16 protein-coding genes are annotated in these 22,329 nt (G+C 65.6%); 5 read left to right on the forward strand and 11 right to left on the reverse strand.

Going from position 1 to position 22,329, the window contains the following annotated elements; genetic code table 11:
• Positions 1-291: 291 nt before the first annotated feature.
• The 4 genes from GQY20_RS05695 to GQY20_RS05710 form a co-directional block, all read right to left on the reverse strand.
• Entirely contained in the window at positions 292-1,608 is a 1,317-nt protein-coding gene (locus GQY20_RS05695; RefSeq protein WP_157216011.1) for an APC family permease, read from the reverse strand.
• Between the two features lie 329 nt (positions 1,609-1,937).
• Complete coding sequence (locus tag GQY20_RS05700; RefSeq protein ID WP_157216012.1) at positions 1,938-4,325, reverse strand: TonB-dependent receptor; 2,388 nt, start codon at positions 4,323-4,325, stop codon at positions 1,938-1,940.
• Between the two features lie 124 nt (positions 4,326-4,449).
• The gene (locus GQY20_RS05705; RefSeq protein WP_408641053.1) at positions 4,450-6,474 is read right to left on the reverse strand and encodes a sulfotransferase; all 2,025 of its coding nucleotides are present in this window, start codon (positions 6,472-6,474) and stop codon (positions 4,450-4,452) included.
• Between the two features lie 78 nt (positions 6,475-6,552).
• Positions 6,553-7,422 (reverse strand): glycosyltransferase family 2 protein, encoded by an 870-nt coding sequence (locus tag GQY20_RS05710; protein ID WP_157216013.1) that lies wholly within the window; start codon positions 7,420-7,422, stop codon positions 6,553-6,555.
• Positions 7,423-7,659: 237 nt separating this feature from the next.
• Between GQY20_RS05710 and GQY20_RS05715 the strand changes: the two genes are divergently transcribed.
• From GQY20_RS05715 to GQY20_RS05725, 3 genes are read left to right on the forward strand one after another with little or no spacing between them, the layout of a single operon-like run.
• Positions 7,660-8,865, forward strand: a complete 1,206-nt coding sequence (locus GQY20_RS05715) for a polysaccharide pyruvyl transferase family protein (RefSeq protein ID WP_232475896.1) — start codon at positions 7,660-7,662, stop codon at positions 8,863-8,865.
• Positions 8,858-10,087: a Coenzyme F420 hydrogenase/dehydrogenase, beta subunit C-terminal domain gene (locus GQY20_RS05720; protein ID WP_157216014.1), complete on the forward strand. Its 1,230-nt coding sequence runs from the start codon at positions 8,858-8,860 to the stop codon at positions 10,085-10,087. The genes GQY20_RS05715 and GQY20_RS05720 overlap by 8 nt, the downstream gene beginning before the upstream one ends.
• A 5-nt stretch (positions 10,088-10,092) precedes the next feature.
• Complete coding sequence (locus tag GQY20_RS05725) at positions 10,093-11,085, forward strand: glycosyltransferase family 2 protein (protein WP_157216015.1); 993 nt, start codon at positions 10,093-10,095, stop codon at positions 11,083-11,085.
• A gap of 47 nt (positions 11,086-11,132) precedes the next feature.
• On the opposite strand, the gene GQY20_RS05730 is transcribed toward GQY20_RS05725, so the two are convergent.
• Positions 11,133-12,482 carry a lipopolysaccharide biosynthesis protein gene (locus GQY20_RS05730; RefSeq protein WP_157216016.1) on the reverse strand — a complete coding sequence of 450 codons (1,350 nt, stop codon included), beginning with the start codon at positions 12,480-12,482 and terminating at the stop codon, positions 11,133-11,135.
• Between the two features lie 281 nt (positions 12,483-12,763).
• Here GQY20_RS05730 and GQY20_RS05735 point away from each other — a divergent pair, with 281 nt between their 5' ends.
• Complete coding sequence (locus GQY20_RS05735; RefSeq protein WP_157216017.1) at positions 12,764-13,921, forward strand: glycosyltransferase family 4 protein; 1,158 nt, start codon at positions 12,764-12,766, stop codon at positions 13,919-13,921.
• 49 nt (positions 13,922-13,970) lie between these two features.
• Here the strand turns inward: GQY20_RS05735 and GQY20_RS05740 are convergent, their stop codons facing one another.
• Positions 13,971-15,125, reverse strand: a complete 1,155-nt coding sequence (locus GQY20_RS05740; protein ID WP_157216018.1) for a DUF1501 domain-containing protein — start codon at positions 15,123-15,125, stop codon at positions 13,971-13,973.
• Positions 15,126-15,129: 4 nt separating this feature from the next.
• Complete coding sequence (locus tag GQY20_RS05745; RefSeq protein WP_157216019.1) at positions 15,130-16,491, reverse strand: DUF1800 domain-containing protein; 1,362 nt, start codon at positions 16,489-16,491, stop codon at positions 15,130-15,132.
• 255 nt (positions 16,492-16,746) lie between these two features.
• Between GQY20_RS05745 and GQY20_RS05750 the strand changes: the two genes are divergently transcribed.
• Entirely contained in the window at positions 16,747-17,949 is a 1,203-nt protein-coding gene (locus tag GQY20_RS05750; protein WP_232475897.1) for a glycosyltransferase family 4 protein, read from the forward strand.
• 161 nt (positions 17,950-18,110) lie between these two features.
• On the opposite strand, the gene GQY20_RS05755 is transcribed toward GQY20_RS05750, so the two are convergent.
• The 4 genes from GQY20_RS05755 to rfbB all read right to left on the reverse strand — a co-directional run bounded on the left by GQY20_RS05755 (position 18,111) and on the right by rfbB (position 22,329).
• Entirely contained in the window at positions 18,111-19,382 is a 1,272-nt protein-coding gene (locus GQY20_RS05755; protein ID WP_157216020.1) for a nucleotide sugar dehydrogenase, read from the reverse strand.
• Positions 19,383-19,466: 84 nt separating this feature from the next.
• Entirely contained in the window at positions 19,467-20,339 is an 873-nt protein-coding gene (rfbA, locus tag GQY20_RS05760) for a glucose-1-phosphate thymidylyltransferase RfbA (RefSeq protein WP_157216021.1), read from the reverse strand.
• 35 nt (positions 20,340-20,374) lie between these two features.
• Positions 20,375-21,247, reverse strand: coding sequence for a dTDP-4-dehydrorhamnose reductase (gene rfbD / locus GQY20_RS05765; protein WP_157216022.1), 873 nt, complete (start codon positions 21,245-21,247; stop codon positions 20,375-20,377).
• Positions 21,248-21,252: 5 nt separating this feature from the next.
• Positions 21,253-22,329: a dTDP-glucose 4,6-dehydratase gene (rfbB, locus tag GQY20_RS05770; protein WP_198350840.1), complete on the reverse strand. Its 1,077-nt coding sequence runs from the start codon at positions 22,327-22,329 to the stop codon at positions 21,253-21,255.

Consider the following 22,329-nt stretch of genomic DNA (forward strand, 5'->3'; position numbering starts at 1 on the left):
AGCCAGGTGCCCCTCCCCAATGGGCCACGGCGTTCACACATCGTGGGTTTGGAGCATTTTTCTTCGTCACCCCAGCGGAAGCTGGGGTCGCTCTTCACAGTCACTCCGGCTGCCAGTTGAGAGCGATGCCAGCTTCCGCTGGCATGACGCAGGAAAAACGCGACCAAACCAATGTGTGAAGCAGACAGTCCGACCGGGAGGGCAAGGGGTAGGGAGAGCGCCGCGCCGGGTCCTTCGGGTCGCAAATCCGACGGCGCTCTCCCGCCTTCCCAGGCGACTTTCCCCGCCTTGCTATGACGCCCTGCGGCGGACCAGGAAGTAGATGGGCAGGCCGCCGACGAACAGGATGGCGCCCCAGACCAGCGCCTCGCGGCCCGCGCCCCAGATCGTCCACACCGAATAGAGCGCGGCCAGCGCCGCAACCGGCATCAGCGCCCGGCCGGCAATCGCCAGGCGTCCGGTGCGGCGAAGGCGCATCGCGGCGAGCGCCGAGATCAGGTACATGACCAGCGAGGTGCTGGTCGATAGCAGCACCAGGACCTTGTAGAGCGTCGTCAGCGAGCCCGAATAGGTCATCAGCACGGTGATGGTGAGCAGCACGCTCGCCAGTATATGCGCGCGCACCGGCGTGCCGCGGGCGGATTGCACCGCCAGGAAGCGGGGGAAGACGCCATCCTCCGCCATGGCGCGCGGCATTTCGCCCTGCAGCAGGATCCAACCGGCCAGCGCGCCGATCGAACTCAGCGCCGCGGTGATCGCGATGATCGTTCCGGCCGGACCGCCGGCATAACGCGCCACGAAGTCGGCGAGCGGGGCGGGAGAGGCGCTGACCTGCGCCTCCGGCTGCATCAGCACCGCGGCCGAGCAGATGAACAGATAGGCGAGGCCTGCGAACAGCGTGCCCACCAGCGTGGCGCGGGGGATGGTCCTTTCCGGGTCGCGCACCTTGCCGCCCGGCACGGTCGCGGATTCGAGGCCGAGTAGGCCCCACAGCGTCAACGTCATCGCCGCGGTGATCGAGCCGGGATGGATGTCGGCCGCCACGAAAGGCCGCACGTCCTGCGTGCCGTCGCGGCCCAATATGTAAGCGCCGAGCAGCACGACGGCGAGCAGCGGGATCATCTTGATCACTGTGGTGACGAGCTGGAATCCGCCCGCTGCGCGCGTGCTGAAGCAGTTGAGCAGCGTCAGCCCCCAGATGATCGCCAGCGTCGATCCGGCGGCCAGCGGGGCGCTATGCCCGATGGCGGGCACCAGCGAGGAGAGATAGCTGATCGCCGCCGCGGCGATCGATCCGTTGCCGACCCACAGCGAGACCCAGTAGCTCCACGCCACCATATAGGCGACGAGCGGTCCGAACGCCTCGCGGGCATAGACATAGGGACCGCAGGCATGGGGATAGGCACGCGCGAGCGTCGCAAAGACATGGGCCAGGCACAGCGCCCCTGCGATCGTGATGATCCATGCGATCGAGGCGTTCCAGCCAAAGGGCGCGAGGCTGGTCGGCAGCAGGAAGATCGCCGATGCGATCATGTTGCCGACTACCAGCGCCGAACACATCCAGAAGCCGAGCTGGCGACTGGGCGACGATGGCGCCGGCTCACTCATGGCTATGGGATGCGTGCGTCATGCTCGCCACCTTGACGCCCTTCCAGTCGGAGCTGAAGCAGCCGACAGGAGGTTTGGGGCCGCCTATCCAAGTACTGAACGGCAGCAATTGAGGCGCGCTGCCGATCAGCCGCTTTGACCGGCGCGCACGGTAGCTTCCGTTAAGACCGGCCATTTGCCCAAGGCGGAAAGAGCGACCGGTTTTGGGTCGCTTGTGGGCGATCGCTGTTCGGATGCCAAGCGTAAGGTCTCGACCGCTGGCTATGCTGGACATCCAACCCTCTTCCGCAAGCGGAAGAGGGGGATCGGACAGAGCGTGTGCCCCCTGATCAGAAGCGCTGACCCAGCTTGACGCCGAAGAGCTGCGGCTTGACCGGATAGATGCGATAGTCGCCGCCACAATAGGCTGGTGCGCATGCCGTGTTGCGGCTGAGCTGGCCCCGCTTGTCGAAGGCGTTCTGGATGAACAGCTCGAAGCTGGTCTTGTTGAGCGAGCCGCCCAGCGCGAAATCGAAGGTGGTGAAGCCTTTGGTCGGGCCGATGATCGAAAATTCCTCGTCGGTCAGGAAGGTCCGGGTTCCGCCCTGGTGCAGCGCCGTGCCCTGCACATAGGCGTCGATGTCGCCGAACTTCATATTGTAGCGGGCGTTGATATTGCCCTTGAACTTCGGCTGCACCGGCAGGCGCGTGCCTTTGGGCGCGGCCGGCGCGACGCCGGGCAGGCACACGCTGTTGCCGAGGTCATCGAACGCGCAGAAGGGCGAGGTCAGCTTGGCATCGACATAGGTGCCGGAGCCCGAGAGCACGAGACCGCCGAGGGTCAGGCTGAAATCGCCTTCTATGCCTTTGATGCGCGCATCGCCGGCATTGTAGGTGTTGGTGACACCCTGGGAACCGATCGGACTGAGGCCGAACTGCACATCCTTCCAATCTTCGAGGAAGACGGCGCCGTTGACGCGCAACCGGCGATCGAACCATGTCGTCTTCCAGCCGATCTCATAATTGGTCAGCGTATCCGACTTGAACGGAACCACGCCCTGGCGCCGGTTGACGCCGCCTGGCCGGAAACCGGTCGAATAGGTGAAGTACACCATCTTGTCGGGCGTGATCTTCCAGGTGAGGTTCGCCTTGTGCGTCTCACCGGTCTCGTTCTGATGCTTGTCGACATTGGTGCAGGGGCGGTTGGTTGCGCCGTCGTTAATGCACGTGCTGTCGATGTTGAACGCGAAACCGGAGAAGCCGTAGAGCGTCGTCTTGGTCGCGAACACGCGCACGCCGCCCAGCACGGTGAGATTGGGCAGGATATCGTAGCTCACTTCGGTGAATGCCGCGGCGTCCTTGTCCTTGCGCATCAGGCGGGTGCGGAACACGCTGTCGCCGAACCCGGGGATCGGCGTCGGAAAGGTGACGTCCGGATCCAGATCGGTGAGCGTCGAGATGCCGGCCACCCGATAGTCGGCCGCGATCTTGTCGGTCTGCCGCTGGTAGAACATGCCCGCGGTGATGCGCAGCGGCTGGTCGGCGGGCGAGCTGACCCTGAGCTCGTGGCTCATCTTGGTATATTTGTCGTGCAGGAACTGGTTCTGGGTGGGATCCAGATAACCGCTGCCGTCCTTAAGCGGGAAATTGCCGTAGCCGCTCGGCACCGCATAATCGACGGTGTAATAGGAATAGTCCGTGACGTTATCGACCTTGCGGACGAAATAGCCGCCCGCATAGGTCACGTCCCAATCGCTCAGCTTGCCCTGGACGGTGAGCGCCGCCTGGACCCAGCGATCCTTATTATATTCCGGAATGAAATCATGGACCTTGAGGTCGCCTGCCTTGGGATCGTAGAGGAAATTGCCGTGCGCTTTCTGATACTGGCCCACGACCATCGGCGTGACCGACCAATTATCGTCCAGATCCACCTTCAGCGCGGCACGGCCGCCATAGGTATCGACGTCGTTGAAGTTCTTTTTCACCAGCGCCTTGTTGTTGACGCTGACGTCGGTCACGCCGTCGCCGTTCACGTCGAAATTGCGCTGCTTGTAGGTATTGTCGATATAGCCGCCGTCATGCTCGTAGAATCCGACCAGCCGGATCGCGGCGTTGGATGAGAGCGGGATGTTGACGAAGCCTTCGACGGTGCCGCCCGCCGCACCCTTGCCGAACTTGTTGCCCTGCAGGTCGATTCCCGCTTCGAACTTGCTGGCATCCGGCTTGTTGGTGATGATGCGCAGCGTGCCGGACAGCGAGCTTGCGCCGTAGAGCGTGCCCTGCGGGCCGGACAGCGCCTCGACGCGGGCGACGTCGTAGACATGCAGGTCGACATTGTTGGCGATGGTGGTCAGCGGAATTTCGTCGAGATACAGGCCGGTCGCTGGGGCGGAGCCGCCGTGGAGGCCGTCGCCACCGCTGGTCACGCCGCGGAAATATAGTTGCGACTGGCCGGGCCCGAAGCTCTGGAAGCTCACGCTGGGAAGGAGCTTGGCATAATCGTCGAAGCTGGCCACCTGATGCTGCGCCAGAGTCTCGGTGCCGAGCGCCTGGATACTGATCGGAACCTTTTGCAGGCTTTCCGATCGCTTGGTGGCGGTCACGATGATCTCGCCATAGGCCGGTGCATCCGCCGGTGCGGCCGCCGCCTGCTGGTCCTGCGCGAACGCGGGTGCCGCGGTGGCTAGGCCGGTCGAAGCGAGCAATGCCGTAAATGCCGTCTTGCCGAAAGAACGCATTCGAGAACCCCCTTTTTTCAGTCCCCGCGCCTGCAGATGTTTTTTTCTTGTGCGTAGTTAAATCTTGCCTCGCGAGAGCGGTCAATGGGCACTGTGTTGCTTGTCTGCCACAGCGCGTCCGGATTCAGGTGGATGGCGCGTCCGGATAGGCGTCGAGAACGCTGCCAAGCGCGGATTTCAGCGGTTCGAGCCAGGGCTCGTAATTCTGCCAATGCTCCTTCGCGTCCCTAAATATGGGCCGGCGCACCTGCTCCGAGCTTGCCGTGCGCACCGCGCGCTCTGTCTGGTGGAAACGCAGGCAGGCCTCCTCGAAGGGCAGGCCGCAATAATCGAGAAGTCGCCGTATCTCGCTTTCCGTAGCGTCAACCAGCCGCTCATAGATGACGCGGTGGATCTTGCCGGGCATCACCGAATCGAAATGAGCCATCAGCGCGACATAGTCGGCATAGTAGCGGCCCATATCGTCCAGCGAATAGGAAAAGCCCTGGCCGCGCGCGAAATGCTGCTTGAAGTTGGACAGGCAGCAGCCGAGCGGATGGCGACGCGCATCGATGATCTTCGCATTGGGCAGGATCAGATGGATGAAGCCGGCGTGCAGCCAGTTGTTGGGCATCTTGTCGATGAAGAAGGGGCGGCCGAGCGCACGCACGATGCGGGTGCGCGCCAGATAGTCGCGGCCCAGCGCGGCGAGCGCTTCGGGGTCCAGGCGCGCCAGCGCGTCGGGGTAGCCCTCGCCGCCGGCCGCGCGGTCGCCCTCGCCGAGCCGCTTGGCGAGGATGTCGATGTCGGGCAGTTCCATCGTGCCCTCGACCATCGAATGGCTGGCGAGGATCTGCTCGACCAGCGTCGATCCGGCGCGGGGCATGCCGAGGATGAAGATGGGATCGGGATCGGCGCAGCCCTGACCCGCGCGCGCGGCGAGGAAGGCGGGCGTGAACAGCGCCCGCGCGCGCGCGACGCGGCGGCTGGTGCGATCCGCGTCATAATCGAGCCCTTCGCGGCGCAGCGCATTGCCCGTGGCGTAATGATCGAAGGAGCCGGCATAGTCGCCGGCATCCTCCAGCGCCTTGCCCAGTGCGAAATGGAGGTGGAAGCGATCCTCGGCACCCACATCCTCGCGCGCGATCTCGGCGCGCATAGCCGCGACGTCTGCATCGCTGAAGCGAAAGGTCTTCAGGTTGGCGAGGCTCCACCAGCTTTCGCCGAGGCCGGGCTGTTGCGCGAGGCTGGTGCGATAGGCTGCTATGCCGTCGGCGGTGCGACCCGACGTCTTCAGCGCATGGCCGTAGCTCATCCAGATGCGCGGCTGTTCACGGTGCGCGGCCAGCAGCGCCTCGTAAAGCCCGATCGCGCCTTCATAGTCGCCGATCCTCACAAGGGTCGCCGCCTTGAGCGCGCGATAGCCGGGATTGGCCGGATCGCGGTCGAGCAGCCGGTCGATCTCGATCAGCGCCTCGGCCGCCTTGTTCTGCCGCTGCAGTACGAGCGCATAATTATGGCGCGCCGCTTCGAAGCCGGGCGCCAGCTCCAGGCAGCGTTCGAGCAGGGTCTGCGCATCGCCATAGCGGCCGATGCGGCCGGCGAGCTCGGCGAACATGCGGATCGCCGCGACGTCGGTCGGCTTGCTCTTGAGATGGCCGCGCAGCAGCTGCTCCGCTGTCGGCACGTCGTTGTCGCACAGTGCCGAAGCCGCCCGCATCAGCACCGGATCGTCCACGGACGCACGGATGTGCTGCGCATAGGCGGCGTCCGCCTCGGCCAGTTCGCCCCGCGCGCGCAATGCATCGGCCAGCGCCAGCCACGCCGGGCCATGATCCGGATCCGCGGCGGTGGCGCGGCGCAGCGCCGCGATCGCGACTTCTTCCTCGCCGAGCATGGCGTGGGCCTGGCCGAGTTCTGTCAGCGCCGCCGCCCAGCCGGGACGCGCCGCGGTCAGGCCGGCCAGCGCGGCGCGGGCGGCGACCGCGTCGCCCGTCCGGCGGGTCGCAGCCGCGCGCAGCAGCAGGGCCGCCGGATGGCCGGGCACCGCGCGCAATATCTCGTCGGCCTGTTCGACCGCCAATGCCGGCGCACGCTGCATCAATCGCTCGGTATGGGCGAGCGCCTGTGCCAATGTTCCGACAGGTTCGGGGGCCTGTGCCGCCAACAGGGGCTCCGTTTTAGAGAAGGGGCGAGATTAGGAAGCGACGATGGCGAGGTCCAGCCCGCTTTGGCAAGTGGGTGCGGGTCAGCGGCCGTCACGCAGCAGCCGCAGCCCTTCCGCGAAACGGAAGAAGCGCAGCCGGAACAGCGTCGCCGAGGCGCCGGTGCGGGCGGCCAGCCCCCTGATGTTCCGAGAGCGCCAGACCTGGGCGAGATGCGGCAGCGGCGAGAGCAGCACCGCGACCGAGCGGGCCACCCATTTGGCGCGGCCAAGCCTTTTCTCCGCCATCAGATGATAGGTCTCCCGCGTCGTCCGGCGCCATTTCTTGGTCAGTTCGTCCCAGGTCCGGCGCGCCGGATGGGCGACGATCGCATCCTCGCCATAGACCAGGCTGTAGCCGAGATCGCCGGCGCGGAAGCACCAGTCCATGTCCTCCGCCACCACCGAGCGGAAGCCGCCGACCCGGTCGAAGATGGCCCGCGGCGTGAACAGATTCGCGGTGACCGCGAAGCGCTGCCGCTCGACATAGTCGCGTGTGCGAAAGGCGAAGACCATCTCGAACGCTTCGATGGGATTGGGCCGCTGCGCATCCTGGCAGAAGACCTGTACCGCGCCGCCCACCATGTCGCCGCGCCGAAGCCCGGCCAGGCCCTTTTCCAGCCAGTCGGGCCGGGGCGAGCAATCGGAATCGATGAAGGCGAGGACGGTGCCGCGCGCCGCCGCCACCGCCGCATTGCGCGCGGCGCCGGCGCCTTGCTCGGGCGCGGGCACGACGTGCGCGCGCTCGCCGGCAACCGCGCGCACGGCATCGAGGCCGCACGCGCTGTTATTGTCCGCCACCACGATCTCGAACGAATCGGGCGGCAGCGTCTGCCTGTTCAGCAAGCTAAGGCAATGACCGAGATTCTCGAGGTCGTTATAATGCGGAATGATGACGGAAACCTGAGGAGACATCGATCCTCGCAAAAATGCTGCACCCTGTTCGGCATCTATGCCGCATCAACACTCAGGAAGATATATCTTCGACTTTGACCATGCAGACTTTCTTTCGCGCGCGCAATATGCCAATGCTGCATTGCACAGGGCAGGGGGCGGCAGGCCGTGGACGATCGATGATCCGACCGATGGAATAGCAAGGCCGAGCCCCAGACCGATCCTCCCAAATCCGGTTGCCGCTGATTGAGGAAAAGAATGACCGCTGCCTCGAATGCCATCCATGTCGGGTTGCTCTGGCATAGTTTCCGATCCGAAAATCTGGGCGTGGGCGCGCTCACCATCGCCAATATCAACCTGATCGCTAAGGCGATCGAGAAGGCGGGCCGCACGCCCTTTTTCCACATCCTCGGCGTGCAGGGCGAGACCGACTACAGCAGCGAAACGCCCTATCCGAACGATTTCACCAACATCGGCTACAAGGCGCTGGCGACACCGGGCTCCGCGCTGCACCAGACGATGCGGCGCTGCCACATCTTCTTCGATATCGGCGCTGGCGACAGCTTTTCCGACATTTACGGCTGGAAACGCTACGGCCTGATGATCGGATCGAAGTTCGCCGCGGTGCGCGCCGGAGGAGACCTGGTCTTCAGCCCCCAGACGATCGGGCCGTTCGCAAGTGGCCGAGCGCGCTACGCCGCGAAGCGGGCGCTGAACATCGCCAAGCTCGTCTATGCGCGGGACGAGCCGTCGTTCCGCGTGCTCGGCGAGCTCGGCGTCGCCGACCGGGCGGTGCTGACCACAGACGTCGCCTTTGCGCTGCCCTATGCCGCTACCGACCGGACCGGGCGCGATCTGGCCAACGGCCCGCTGCGCGTCGGCCTCAACGTCTCGGCGCTGCTCTACCGGCGCGACATCGCGGCGGCGGACAAGATCGCGCTGACCGTGGACTATCGCGCGCTGGTCGATCGCATCATCGAGCGGCTGCAGGCGCATCCCCGCGTCGAGCTGCATCTCGTGCCGCACGTGCTGGCGACGCATACGCCCTATGAGGATGATTATGCGCTGGCCGAGACGCTGTGCCAGCGCCATCCGAACATCGTTCTGCCGCCCCGCTTCCATGGGCCATCCCAGGCGAAGACCTATATTGCCGGGCTGGATTTCTTCCTCGGCAGCCGCATGCACGCGACGATCGCGGCGATCTCCTCCGGCACGGCGGTGCTGCCGCTGGGATACAGCCGCAAGTTCACCGGCCTGTTCGGATCGATCGACTATCCCTGGATGGCGGACCTCACCGCGCAGACCAACGATCAGGTTATGGAGCGGCTGGAGGCGGCGCTGGCCGAGGTGCCGCAGCTCACGGCGGACGCAGTTGCTGCAGCCGGGCGGGCGCAGCAGAAGCTCGGCAGCTACACGTCGGTGCTGGATCGCCTCTTCGCGGAGCTGGCAGCGCGCCATGCGTGACGTGAACGACATCAAGGCGGCTGGCCTTTGCGCCGGATGCGGCCTGTGCGCCGGCGTGGGCGATGCCGCCCAGCCCGCGATCGTGATGCGCGATACGTCGCAAGGCTATCGCCGGCCGTTCGTCCAGGCGCCGGTGCCGCCCGCGCAGAAGGCGCTGGTCGATGCCGTCTGCCCCGGCGTCAACATCCAGCATGTCGATAGCGAGATCGACGCGCCCTATCATCCCTCCTGGGGGCCGATCGTCGAGGCGCGGCTCGGCTGGTCGACCGACATGGGCCTGCGCCGCCAGGCGTCGTCGGGCGGCGGGCTATCGTCGGTGCTGCTCCACCTGCTCGATAGCGGCCAGATCGACTATGTGGTGCAGACCGCAGTGTCGGACGACTCGCCACTGCGCAATGCACTACGCATCAGCACCGGGCGCGACGACATATTCGTCGCCGCCGGGTCGCGCTACGCGCCGTCCTCCCCGCTCGAGGATATCGCCGCGCGGCTGGACGCGCCCGGCCGCTTCGCCTTCGTCGGCAAGCCCTGCGACGTCGCGGGGCTTCGGGCACTCGCGCGCCGCGATCCCCGCGTCGCCGAGAAGGTGCCCTATATGCTCGCCTTCATGTGCGCGGGCGTGCCGAGCTATCGCGGCACCGATGCTGTGTTGAAGGCGATGGGCATCGACGATCCGGACGCGGTCGTGTCGTTCCGCTACCGCGGCGACGGCTGGCCGGGTTTCGCCACTGCGGTTCTGCCGGATGGCACCAGCCATCAGATGGATTACAACAGCAGCTGGGGCGGCATCCTCAACCGCCATCTCCAGTTCCGCTGCAAGATCTGCCCGGACGGCACCGGCGAGTTCGCCGACATCACCTTCGCCGACGGCTGGCTGTGCGACGACAAGGGCTATCCGCTGTTCGAGGAGCAGGACGGCCGCTCGCTGGTGCTGACCCGCACGCGCAAGGGCGAGGCGCTGCTGCAGGAGGCGCTGGCCAAGGGCTTCATCGACGTTCAGGCGGTGCCGCTCGAGTCGATCCGCCACATGCAGCCCTTCCAGACGAAGCGCAAAGGCTTCGTCCAGCCGCGCATGGCGGCGATGGCCTCGGTGGGCCTGCCGCTGCCGCGCTTCCGCAACCTCAGGCTCTCCGAAGTGCGGCGTTCGCTCGGCGCCAAGGAGGCTTTCCGCAACTATTTGGGAACGCTGCGGCGGCTGGTCCGCAAGCGGCGTCAGGATTGAAGCCGATGCGCGCCGAAGTCGTCATCGTCGGGTTTCGCAATGCCGAGGAGATCCGGGATTGCCTGCTCGCGCTCGATCGTTCGACCTATGCCGATTTCGGCGTCCACATCTGCGAGAATGGCGGGGATGCCGCCTATGCCGCGCTGTGCGAGGCGGTAGCCTCCATAAGTGACGGGCTGACGGCCGGACAGCCCGAGGGACGCGTGATCGCCCGCCATGCCGCCGCGCTCAAGGGCAGCGGACGCGAGATCAGGCTGCATCAGGCCAATGGCAATATCGGCTATGCGGCCGGCATCAACGTCTGCCTGGAAGCGATCATCGCCGATGGCCGCTACCAGTTCGTCTGGATCCTCAATCCCGACACGATACCCGAGCCCGATGCGATGACGGCGCTTGCCGCGCACCAGCAGAAGGGAAATTACGGCATCGTGGGCGCGCGGCTGGTGCTGAAGGGGCAGGGCAAGATCCAGCTCTATGGCGCGCGCTGGCGGCCGTGGATCGCGCGCGGCTACAATATCGGCCTCGGTGCGCCGGCGGATGCGACGCCGGACGTTGCCGCGATCGAGCGCGAGATGGATTATGTCGCCGGCGCTGCGATGTTCGTGCCGCGCGCCTTCGTCGAGCAGGTCGGCTTCTTCGACGAGCGCTATTTCCTCTATTATGAGGAGACCGACTGGTGCTTCCGCCGCGGCGATTTCCGCCTCGGCTATGCGCATGAGGCGATCGTCGTGCACGCCCATGGCAGCACGATCGGTTCCAGCGTGGTGCGCAAGACCCGCTCGCCGCTGGCAGTGTATCTGGACGAGCGCAACAAGCTGCTGTTCAGCCGCAAGTTCCTGCCGGGCCATTATCCGGTGGTGCTGATCGCCACCTTGCTGCTGATCGGCCAATATCCCAAGGCAGGTGCCTGGCGAAATTTTCGCGTCGCGCTGGCCGGCTGGTGGGCCGGCGTGCGGGGCGAGACGGGCGTGCCGGACAGGTTCAAGCCGAAGGCGTAATGCCTTTATCTTCCTGCCGCACGGCAGGCAGGATGCAGCCTTTCCCGCTACTCAGCCGCTGCGCCTGCGGGAGGCGTATGCACCTTCGGCTTGCCGCCCTTCACCGGCCGCACCTTGCCGGTCGCGACGTTGAGCCCGAGCAGCCGCGAGACGAAGAACAGGCTCACCACGTTACGCAGGATCATGATCGTGGTGATGCTGGTCGCCAGCCCCTCGAGGCCGCCATATTTGGTCGCGAACGGCGCGGCGAGGAACATGAGGCCGGTGCCGCCGATCGAGATGATCAGGTTCAGCCGCTCATTGCCGCTCATCGCCAGGGTCATGCCCGCCGGGCCGATCAGCGTGTTGATGAGCTGGCCGATCACCAGGATGCGCACCACCGGCGCGCAGGCGATGAACTCGGGGCCGATGATCGCGAGCAGCCTTTCCGGGAAGATCAGCAGCACCAGCGCGATCGGCGCGGCGCAGAGTGCCGACACGCGCGTCGCCGAGCGGGTGAGGCGGCCCGTCCAGGCCAGGTCGCCGGCGTGGAAGGAGGCGCTGATCCGCGCCGGATAGATGCTGTAGAGCGAGATGGAGATGACCTGCATCAGCCCCGCCGCCTGCACGGCGACGCGATAGATGCCGGCGCCGGAGGCGTTGAGATAGGTGGCGGCGAGGGTGAGGGTGAACCAGTCGACCGCGTTGATCGACATGTAGACGCCCCACAACGGCAGCGAGCTGTGCAGCAGATTCTTCATCGGCACGGACAGGGTCTCGCCCCGCATGCCGACATATCGCAGGCAGGCGAGCAGACCGATGACGGTGGCCGCGATGCTGGCGATGGCGGTCGCCCACAGCGCCTGACCCGGCGTATGCAACATGCCCGCCGCCAGCAGCAGCGCCACCGCCACCGGGATGATGCTCACCTCGACGATCTGGCCGAGCGTGAAGACGTGCTGGGAACGCAGGACGGCACCGAACAGCCGGCTGCCGCCGCGGCCGATCAGCAGCACCGAAAGAACGAGCAAGGCACTCTTTGGAACGGCATGGCCGACCAGCGGCTGCCAGAGTACGTCGCCCGTCGCCCAGAGCGCCAGGCCGATGCCGACCATCAGCATGATCGAGAGGAAGGAGACCTTGATGAAGGTGGAGAGAGCGATCGGCATCTTGCGGGTCAGGGCTGCCGGAAAATGCCGCACGACGGCAATGTCGATGCCCGCCAGCCCGGCTGTCGACAGGAACATCGCGGTTTGCGTGACGAGCGCATATTGGCCGTTGGCCGCCGGCCCCTGCTTGTGTCCGATGAAATAGGTGATCACGAATCCGGCGAGCAGCGCCGTGCCGCGCAGTCCCAGGGCGACGATCGACGGCATATGATGACGAAGACGCTCTTGGATCTTGGCTGCGGTGCTCATCTGCGCTGCTATGCGGACTCGTCCCTGCTGCTGCAAGTTTCAAATGCTGCAGGTGCGAATTTGCTATTGAAGGGCCTCGCAGGCCATGGGATTAGGGCAGCGCATCTCACGAGATACTGGCGGGAAGAGTGAAAAACCGGATGATCCTGCACATGTTCGACGAATTTGTTGCGATCGGGATGATCATCCGCATATCCCGCGGCGGTTCATGAAATAATTGCAACACGGCGTCTTCGCTATCGCCGGCTGGTCAAGAACTTCGGGTGGGGTGGCAGAACATCATGGCACGAACGATCGACATGTATTTCATGCTGGGCATGCCCGTCGTGAAACGCGGCCCGGCCTATACCGCCATCCGCCTGGCCGAGCAGATGAATCGCGACGACGTGCATTGCCGCGTCTTCGCCTCGATCAATCGGTGGCCCAAGTCGGACATCTCGGTGCCGGTCACAACCGGGTACATTCTCAATGAGAATCTGACCAACCGGCTGCCGCACCGCATCGCCGGACGCTTCACCTATCCGCTCGCGGAGAAGCGTCTCGTAAAGGCGATCAAGGCCAAGGGCGGGCGGCCGCTGGTCTATGGCTGGGGCGAAATCTCGCTAGCACTGGCGCATCGGCTGAAGGACGAGGGCATCCCGGTCGTCCGAGAGAAGGTGAATTGCGGCAAATATGTCGCCAAGACCATCCTCGACGATGCCTATGGCCGGCTCGGCGTCACGCCGGGGCACAGCATCACCCCCGCCCTGGTCGAGAAGGAGCGGGAAGAGCTGCATCTCGCCGATGCGATCTTCTGCCCAAGCCCGATGGTGGCGAAATCGCTGGTCGCGATCGGCCTGCCGGAGGAACGGCTGATCCCGACCAGCTATGGCTGGGAACCGGCCCGCTTCACCGGCACGGACAAGGCGCTGGAGCCGGTCGACGGGCCGACCTTCCTGTTCGTCGGCTTCGCCTGCGTGCGCAAGGGCGCGCATATCCTGCTGGAGGCGTGGAAGCGTGCGGGCATCAAGGGCCGGCTGGTGCTGGTCGGCGATATCGAGCCGATCATCGCCGAACGCTATGCCGACGTGCTGGCGCGTCCGGACGTCAGCTATATGAAATTCACGCCCAATGTCGGCGCGCTGTACCGCTCGGCCGACTGGTTCATTTTCCCGACCCTCGAAGAGGGCGGGCCGCAGGTCACCTATGAGGCGGCGGGCAATCGCGTGCCGGCGATCGTCTCGGAAATGGGGGCGGGCGCCTTCACCCGTGACGGCGTCGATGGTCACGTCGTGCGCAGCGACGATCCCGACGCCTGGGCGGAGGTGATCGCGCGTCTTGGCCCCGATCGCGACACGCGAGAGCACTTTGCGCAAAACGCGCTTGAGCACAGCGCCGATTTCATCTGGGAACGCGTGGGGGAACGCCGCCGTGCGGCGCTGGTCGAGCGGTTTGGGTAAGACAGCGTCTGGGTGAACGATCCTCCGAGCGGCTGGAGGCCGGCCGGAGCTATGTTCGGATCAGGTCGCGCAGCGGCGTTACGGAGCGTTCCGGGAACAGGGTCTGCGCTACCTTGGAGGGGGGCAGGCCGAAATGGTCCGCCACCGCGCCCGAGATCACGGCATGGAGATCGGTGGTGGGCTTGAGGTCGCGGCCGTCCTGCTGCTGGGCGCGCTTGAGGCCGGGCCAGTCGGCGACGACGCGGCCGCCCGCGACCGTGCCGCCGAACAGCATGGCGACGCTGCCGGTGCCGTGATCGGTGCCGCCGGTGCCGTTGATCGAGACGGTGCGGCCAAATTCGGTCGCGGCAATCACCAGCGTGTTCTTCCACATGTCGCCGAGTCCTGCCTGCAGGCCGGTGAGCAGCAGATCGAACTGCGAAAGCTGATTCTTGAGGCGGCTGATCTGCTGTGTGTGCGTGTCCCATTGCTGGGTTTCGATCATCGCGATGCGTGGACCGTTGGGCGCCTTCAGGAAGCCGGTCGTCAGCCGCGCCAGCCGTTCGGCCTGGGTCGCCGTCTTGGGCTCGCCCTGCTGGATGTCATAGGCGAGCTTGCGGGTGTCGACCGCTTCCTCCCAGAGCGGGTGGAGCTGCGCATCGTCGGCATAGAGCGCGCTGACCTTGTCGAGCAGCGGCTGGTTGATCCGGCCGACCGGCGCAGGCTCGAACGAGGCGACGGTGTTGGGGCCGGCCAGCGCCAGTGGTACGCCGGCCGACAGCGAGACCGCGTTGAGCCCCGATTCGAGACCCATCAGCCGGTTCAGCCAGCCATTGTCCATGTCGAACGGCTGGAGACCGCCGCTTTCGAGCACATTCTGCCCGTCGAAATGGGATCGGTCGCGATAGGGCGAGGCGACGGCATGGACGAACAGCGCCTGTTTCTGCGCGTAGATCTTGCCGACGCCGGCCAGCGAGGGATGCAGGCCGAACATGCTGTCCAGCTTCTGCACGCCGGCCACTTCGCCGAGTACGCCGCGCATGCCGCCGAAATCCGGATCGCCGACCGGCGGTACCGCCTGCAGCCCGTCCAGCGCGCCGCGCTGGATGATGAAGATCAGCCTGCGGTCGCCCGGCGGATGCGCGGGCAGCAGCGAAGGCACCGCCAGCAGCAGCGCGCCGCCGGTCAGGCCGGCATAGAGGATCTGGCGCCGATTGACGTTCATCACACTATCTCCGCTGGAATTCGGGAGAAACGAAGAGCAGCGCGAGCTGCTGCGGAGGCGGGGCGCTGGCGATCACCTTGCTGGTCTGCGGCCGCAGCGTGCCCGGCAGCAGGCTTTGCGCCAAGGCGGGCGACATCGGCTGGGGGTTGCGCGCGAACATGCGGGTGGCGGCGTCCACGCGGCGCATCAGCTCGTCCGATCCCGCCCAGCTGGCATTGAAATCGGACCAGCCGGCCGGCGAGCCCGGCTGCCAGACGGGCTGGCCAAGCCGCTGGAGCAGCGACTGGGTGGTCGCCATCATCTCCGGGTCCGCGCCGGCGCCGCGCCATACCGAGATCGTCCAGTCCCAGGGCGTCTTGAACTTGCTGAGCGGCGAAGCCCAGGCTTCGGGCGAGGCGATCAGCGCGCGATAGACGGTTGGCAGGTCGCCGCCGCTGGCGAGGAAGGCCTGCTGCATCCGGGCGACCAGCGGCGCGGGCGGATCGTCCGCCACGAAATGGCGGGCGAGCTTGGTGGCGACGAACTTCGCGGTCTCGGGCCGCGCGACGAGATCGGCGAGAATCGCGCGGCTCTGCTCGGCCTGTCCGGCCGGATAGCGCTTGCCGAGCACGGTGCGCTCGCCCGGCTCGTGGATCTCGGCCATGAAATAGGAGGAGCCGTAATTGCCCGGTGCATCGGCGGCGACGCCCATGCCGACGATGGTGTGGCCGGTGAGCGCCCGCGCGAACTCGGTGACGTCCGCCTGGGTATAGCCCGATCGGACGCCGAGCGTGTGAAGCTCCATGATCTCGCGTGCGAGATTTTCGTTGAGCCCCATCCGGCGCTTGGCGAAGCGCTGCCCCATCGGGCTGTTCGGGCCGACCGACACGGGCTGGTCGAGATAGCTCATCATCACCGGATGATATTCGACCGCCATCACCATGTCGGAGAAGCGCCCGAGCACATGCGGGCGAATCGCCTCGAACTCGAACGGCCCGGCGCCGACCATGATGTCGGCCTTGTTGGTCGATACGGCGAAGTGATTGGCCCAGAAATGGACGAGCCGCTCGACGAAGGGCGTGTCGCTCGCCACCGCCGCGGCGACGCGGGCCTGGACGTGCTGGTTCATCAGCGCACGCAAATTGCCGTTCATCGCGCGGGCATCGGCCTGCGCCTCCGGGCTCATCGTGCGTGCCGCGCGCTGCGCCTCCCGTATCTTCTGCGTCTCGGCGGTGACGGCGGCATAGTCCGGCACGGCTGCGATCGGCGCCGGGCGTGCGTCGAAACGGGTGAGCTGATCCTGGAGCCAGGTCCTGGGATCCCCCGGCGCCGGCTGATTCGGTTTCGCTCCAAGGCCGAAGCGATTGAGCGCGATGGCTTGCTGCATGGCCATTCCCTCTGACATGCCGCTATCTTCTGCCGCGCAACATGAATTGCAAATGAAACGCCGGAAAATCGGCCTTTTGGGCCGTGAAAAAGCCGAAGCGAGCCGTCCTGGCGGCCGGCGGAGCCGCGCCAAACCATTGTGCAGATGCGAAAGACTTTCTAGAAACGGGATTGAAACTGGCTCAGGCAGCCAGGGCGCACGAGGCTAAAAGAGGGGGCGGTTTTGGCAGCACCGAATAATGGCAAGAAACGGCGCGTGCTTATCATCGTCGAGAATCTACCCGTTCCGTTCGATCGCCGCGTGTGGATGGAGGCGACCACGCTCCACGCCGCGGGTTATGAAGTCTCCGTCATCTGCCCGGTCGGCAAGGGCTTCACCACCCGCTATGAGGTGATCGACGGCATCCACGTCTATCGCCATCCGCTACCGGCCGAGGGCAATGGCCTGCTCGGCTATATCGCCGAATATGGCGCGGCGCTGTTCTGGGAGACGGTGCTCGCTTTCCGCGTGCTGTTCACCCGCGGCTTCGACGTGATCCATGCGTGCAACCCGCCGGATCTGATCTTCCTGGTGGGCGCGATCTTCCGCCTGCTCGGCAAGAAATTCCTGTTCGATCATCATGATCTCTGCCCCGAGCTGTTCGAGACCAAGTTCGGTCATCGCGGCTTGCAATATAAGGCCATGGTGCTGGCCGAGCGGGCGACCTTCGGCCTCGCCAGCATCTCGATCGCGACCAATGAGAGCTACAAGAAGATCGCGATCGAGCGCGGCCGCATGCCGCCGGACAAGGTGTTCGTCGTGCGCTCCGGGCCCAACCTCGACAAGATCAAGCCGGGGCCGGCCAAGCCCGAGCTCAAGCAGGGTAAGCCTTATCTGGTCGGCTATGTCGGCGTGATCGGTCGGCAGGAGGGGCTCGACCTGCTCGTCGAATCCGCCGCCTGGCTGCGCGCGCAGGGCCGTGACGACATCCATTACGGCATCGTCGGCGGCGGCCCCGAGCTGGAGGCGATCCAGGCCTATGCGGCGGAGAAGGGCGTTGCCGACATCTTCACCTTCACCGGCCGCGCGCCCGATGCGCTGCTGATGGACATGCTCAACACTGCCGACATCTGCGTCAATCCGGACCGGGTCGATCCGATGAACGACCTGTCCACCATGAACAAGATCATGGAATATATGGCGCTGGGCAAACCGATCGTGCAGTTCGAGGTGAAGGAAGGGCGCTTCTCCGCGCAGGATTCCTCGCTCTATGCCGCGCCGAACGATCCGATCGACTTCGCCAGGAAGATCGCCGAGCTTGCCGACGATCCCGAAAAGCGCGCCGCGATGGGTGCCTTCGGCTTCAAGCGCGTGCACGAGCATCTCGGCTGGGAGCATGAACGGCCCAAGCTGCTCGCCGCCTATGAAACGCTGTTCACCGGAAAGCCGGTCGGCGCGCTCCAGACGTCCGGCGCCTGAGGGCGGGTCATTAAATCCTCCCCGAAACGGGGAGGGGCGCCGCCGAAGGCGGTTGAGGGGCAGCGCTCACGTCAGAAGTGCCGCTTGTCGTGTGCGGGAGCCCCTCCACCATTCGCTTCGCGAACGGTCCCCCTCCCCGTTCCGGGGAGGATGAGAAGGGTTCAGGGCAGGCTGTTGATCGCGGCGACCGGTACGCCATCGAGGCCCAGCGAGGCGGCGTCTCCGCGCGCGTCGACGATCAGGTCGAAACCCGCCTCGACCAGCTGCTCCTTGGTGCGCAGGAGGAGGTTGGTCATCTCGGGCAGATGCGCGAAGCTGTAGCCGAGATTCTGGCCGGTGAGGGCTGACGGCTCGAGCTGCGGATCCCAGATCTTGAGGTCGTAGCCCGCCTGCAGCAGGCGCCGGGCCAGATCGATATAGGGGCTCTCGCGCAGATCGTCGCTGTTCGCCTTGAAGGCGAGGCCGTTGAGCAGCACCTTGGCGCCCGGCGCCGCGCCCTCGGTCGCCTTCTCGAACAGGTAGCGCTTGTGCGCGTCGTTGCTGCGCATGATCGCATCGAGCACGAAGGTCTCGGCGCCGACCTCGTTGGAGAGATAGGTGAGGGCGCGCACGTCCTTGGGCAGGCAGGACCCGCCGAAAGCGCCGCCCGGCCGCAGATAATAAGGCGAGATGTTAAGCTTGGTGTCCGAGACGAAGATCTGGTGCACCGTCTTGGCGCTCACCCCCTCGCGTCCGCAGATGCGGCCGATCTCGTTGGCGAAGGCGACCTTCAGCGCGTGGAAGCTGTTGTCCACGAACTTGGTGATCTCGGCCTCACGATAGCCGACATAGAAGCGCGGCGCCTGGATATTGCCATAGAGTTCGTCGACGGTCGCCGAGGGTTGGCCGTCGATCGTGCCGACGACGATCTTGGGCGGTGCGTAATAATCTTTGAGCGCCGTCGACTCGCGCAGGAATTCGGGATTGTAGACCAGCTCGACCTTGCTCAGCGTGGGCCCATGGAAGCCGCGGAAGATCGGCGCGATCAGCTTGTCGATCGAGCCCGGCCGCATGGTCGAGCGATACATCACGGTCAGCGGCCGCGCGCGCTCCGGCAGGCTGACCGAGGCGACGGCGATCTGGCGCGAGACCTCGGCGATATAGCCCATATTGTGCGAGCCATCGACCGCGCTGGGCGTGCCGACGCAGACGATCGCGATGTCGCAATCCGCCAGGCGATCGCCGATCTCCTGATAGGCGACGAGCCGGCCTTCCTGGACGCCGAGGGTGAGCAGCTCTTCGAGGCCCGGCTCGAAGATCGGGCTCTTGCCCTCGTTGATCATGCGGACCTTGCTCTCGCTCACATCCACGCCGATCACGCTGTGGCCGTCGTTGATCAGGCAGGCGGCAGATGTAAGCCCCACATAGCCGACACCAAAAATCGCTATCTTCACGCCATGTCCCTCACTGGTGAGCGTTTCGGGTTGAATAGGATGTTATGCTGCAACTGCGAAAAGAACCAGACGCAATTGCATTAATCATGCAGCATGATCTGCGAGATCCAGCAGGTAACGGCCATAGCCGGTCTTCGCGAACAGCTTGCCGCGCTCGCGAAGCTGGTCGCGGTCGATGAAGCCGTTGATGAAGGCGATCTCCTCCAGACAGGCGATCTGGATGCCCTGCCGCTTCTGGATCACGCGGACGAATTCCGATGCTTCGATCAGGCTGTCGTGCGTGCCGGTGTCGAGCCAGGCATAGCCGCGCGAGAGCTTTTCGACATAGAGCTCGCCCATCTCCATGTAGAGCCGGTTGAGATCGGTGATTTCCAGCTCGCCGCGCGGGGAGGGCTTGATCTGCGTCACCAGATCGACGACGCGATTGTCGTAGAAATAGAGGCCGGTCACCGCGAAGTTGGATTTGGGCTTGGCGGGCTTTTCCTCCAGGCTGATCGCCCGGCCGGTTCCATCGAGCTCGACGACGCCATAGGCCTCGGCATGCTCCACCTGATAGGCGAAGACGGTCGCGCCCTCGGTGCGTGCGGTGGCGGAGCGCAGAAGCTCGCTCATGCCGGCGCCGAAGAAGATGTTGTCGCCGAGCACGAGCGCGGCCGCGTCGTCGCCGATGAACTCGCGGCCGATCAGGAAGGCCTGGGCGAGGCCGTCCGGGCTCGGCTGGACGGCATAGGAGATGGCGAGGCCGAACTGCTCGCCGGTGCCGAACAGACGCTTGTAATTGTCGATATAGTCGGGTGACGAGATGATCAGTATCTCGCGGATGCCGGCCAGCAGCAGCACCGACATCGGGAAATAGATCATCGGCTTGTCGTAGATCGGCAGCAGCTGCTTGTTGATCGCCAGCGTCGCGGGATGCAGCCGCGTGCCCGATCCTCCGGCGAGGATGATACCCTTCATCGTCATTCCCCCAAAAACAGACAGCGCCGGTGCGGCTAGAGAAGTTCGTCCAATATGTCGCCGAGCGCCTCGCGCCACGGCCGCGGCACGATGCCGTAGGCGGCGGTGAGGCCGACGGTCGACAGGCGCGAATTGGCGGGCCGGCGGGCCGGCGTCGGATAGTCGGCGGTGCTTATCGCCTCCACCTCCGGCGAGGGGCCGCCCCGCGCGGCGCCGTCGGCGAAGATCGCGCGCGCGAACTCGCACCATGTGGCCTCGCCCGAATTGACGAAATGGAAGGTGCCCGTGGGCGCGTCGGCATCGTCGATCAGGCGATGCGTGACGGTCAAGAGTGCGCCGGCGAGATCCGCGGCGCTGGTCGGGCAGCCGCGTTGATCGTCGACGACGCGCAGCTGCGGCCGCTCGGCACCGACGCGCAGCATCGTCTTCACGAAATTGCCGCCATGCGCGCTGACCAGCCAGGCCGTGCGCAGGATGGCGTGGCGCGGATTGGCGGTGCGCACCGCCTGCTCGCCGCCTTCCTTGGATGCGCCGTAGACGCCGATCGGGCGAACGGGATCATCCTCGAGATAATAGCCCTCGCCAGTGCCGTCGAAGACATAGTCGGTCGAGATGTGGATGATCGGGATGCCGGCCTTCGCCGTCTCGGCGGCCAGCACTGCCGGGCCATAAGCGTTGATCGCCCAGCAGGGCGCGACGTCCGTCTCGGCCTTGTCGACCGCGGTGTAGGCAGCAGCGTTGATCACCGCCTTCCACGGGCGCGCCGCGAGGCCGGCGGCGATGCTCGCCGGATCGGTGATGTCGAACTCCGCGATCGAGGGTGCTACGAGCCCGTCGCCGCCCTGGCGCAGCAATTCGGTGCCGACCTGGCCGCCCAGGCCGAGGACGAGAATGGGATCCCCCCTCATGCCGGTCACGCGGTCTTGAGGCCCAGGCGCTCGCCGGCATAGGCGCCGGACTGGATGGCGCGCCACCAGCCCTCATTGTCGAGATACCAGCGGATCGTCTTCTCGATGCCGCTCTCGAAGCTTTCCTGCGCGCGCCAGCCGAGCTCGCGGTCGAGGCGGCTGGGATCGATCGCATAGCGATGATCATGGCCGGGCCGATCGGCGACATAGCTGATCTGCTCGGCATAACTCTTGCCGTCGGCGCGCGGACGCACCCGGTCGAGCGTCTCGCAGATGGTGGTCACCACGTCGATGTTGCGCCGTTCGGACCGGCCACCGATGATGTAGCTCTCGCCCGGCACGCCTGCCTCGAAAACCCGGGTCAGCGCGCGCACATGATCCTCGACATAGAGCCAGTCGCGCACGTTCAGCCCCTGTCCGTAGACAGGCAGCTTCTCGCCCGCGAGGCACTTGATGATCATCAGCGGAATGAGCTTCTCCGGGAAATGATAGGGGCCGTAATTGTTCGAGCAGTTGGTTAGCAGGATCGGCAGCCCGTAGGTGTGATGCCAGGCACGGACGAGATGATCCGATCCGGCCTTCGACGCGGAGTAGGGCGAGCGCGGATCATAGGCGGTCTCTTCAGTGAAGAATCCCTCGTCGCTCAGCGATCCGAACACCTCGTCGGTGGAGATGTGGTGGAAGCGGAAGCTCTTCTGCGCTTCGGCGTCGAGCCCGCGCCAGTAGTCGAGCGCGGCGGCGAGCAAGGTAAAGGTGCCGACGAGGTTGGTCTGCACGAAGGCAGCCGGCCCGTCGATCGAGCGGTCGACATGCGATTCGGCGGCGAGATGGGTGATCACGTCCGGCCGGAATTCGCCGATCAGCCGGTTCATCGCGGCAGCGTCGCAGATGTCGGCCTTGGCGAAGCGATAGCGCGGATCATGCTCGACGCTCTCCAGCGAGCTCAGATTGCCCGCATAGGTGAGCGCGTCGACATTGAGCACGACATGCTCGGTCTCGCCGATCAGGTGGCGGACGAGCGCCGACCCGATGAAGCCGGCGCCGCCGGTGACCAGGACGCGCAGGGGTTTCGTGTTCGCCAT

Origin of the sequence: Flavisphingomonas formosensis, from assembly GCF_009755815.1 — a bacterium.
In the GTDB taxonomy this organism is placed as follows: domain Bacteria; phylum Pseudomonadota; class Alphaproteobacteria; order Sphingomonadales; family Sphingomonadaceae; genus Flavisphingomonas; species Flavisphingomonas formosensis.

What these genes read in the sequence shown, in the direction of transcription:
- GQY20_RS05695 (WP_157216011.1), bottom strand. Translation starts at nt 1,608, where the DNA reads ATGAGTGAGCCGGCGCCATCGTCGCCCAGTCGCCAGCTCGGCTTCTGG.
- GQY20_RS05700 (WP_157216012.1), bottom strand. Translation starts at nt 4,325, where the DNA reads ATGCGTTCTTTCGGCAAGACGGCATTTACGGCATTGCTCGCTTCGACC.
- GQY20_RS05710 (WP_157216013.1), bottom strand. Translation starts at nt 7,422, where the DNA reads ATGTCTCCTCAGGTTTCCGTCATCATTCCGCATTATAACGACCTCGAG.
- GQY20_RS05715 (WP_232475896.1), top strand. Translation starts at nt 7,660, where the DNA reads ATGACCGCTGCCTCGAATGCCATCCATGTCGGGTTGCTCTGGCATAGT.
- GQY20_RS05720 (WP_157216014.1), top strand. Translation starts at nt 8,858, where the DNA reads ATGCGTGACGTGAACGACATCAAGGCGGCTGGCCTTTGCGCCGGATGC.
- GQY20_RS05725 (WP_157216015.1), top strand. Translation starts at nt 10,093, where the DNA reads ATGCGCGCCGAAGTCGTCATCGTCGGGTTTCGCAATGCCGAGGAGATC.
- GQY20_RS05730 (WP_157216016.1), bottom strand. Translation starts at nt 12,482, where the DNA reads ATGAGCACCGCAGCCAAGATCCAAGAGCGTCTTCGTCATCATATGCCG.
- GQY20_RS05735 (WP_157216017.1), top strand. Translation starts at nt 12,764, where the DNA reads ATGGCACGAACGATCGACATGTATTTCATGCTGGGCATGCCCGTCGTG.
- GQY20_RS05740 (WP_157216018.1), bottom strand. Translation starts at nt 15,125, where the DNA reads ATGAACGTCAATCGGCGCCAGATCCTCTATGCCGGCCTGACCGGCGGC.
- GQY20_RS05745 (WP_157216019.1), bottom strand. Translation starts at nt 16,491, where the DNA reads ATGCAGCAAGCCATCGCGCTCAATCGCTTCGGCCTTGGAGCGAAACCG.
- rfbA (WP_157216021.1), bottom strand. Translation starts at nt 20,339, where the DNA reads ATGAAGGGTATCATCCTCGCCGGAGGATCGGGCACGCGGCTGCATCCC.
- rfbD (WP_157216022.1), bottom strand. Translation starts at nt 21,247, where the DNA reads ATGAGGGGGGATCCCATTCTCGTCCTCGGCCTGGGCGGCCAGGTCGGC.
- rfbB (WP_198350840.1), bottom strand. Translation starts at nt 22,329, where the DNA reads ATGGCGAACACGAAACCCCTGCGCGTCCTGGTCACCGGCGGCGCCGGC.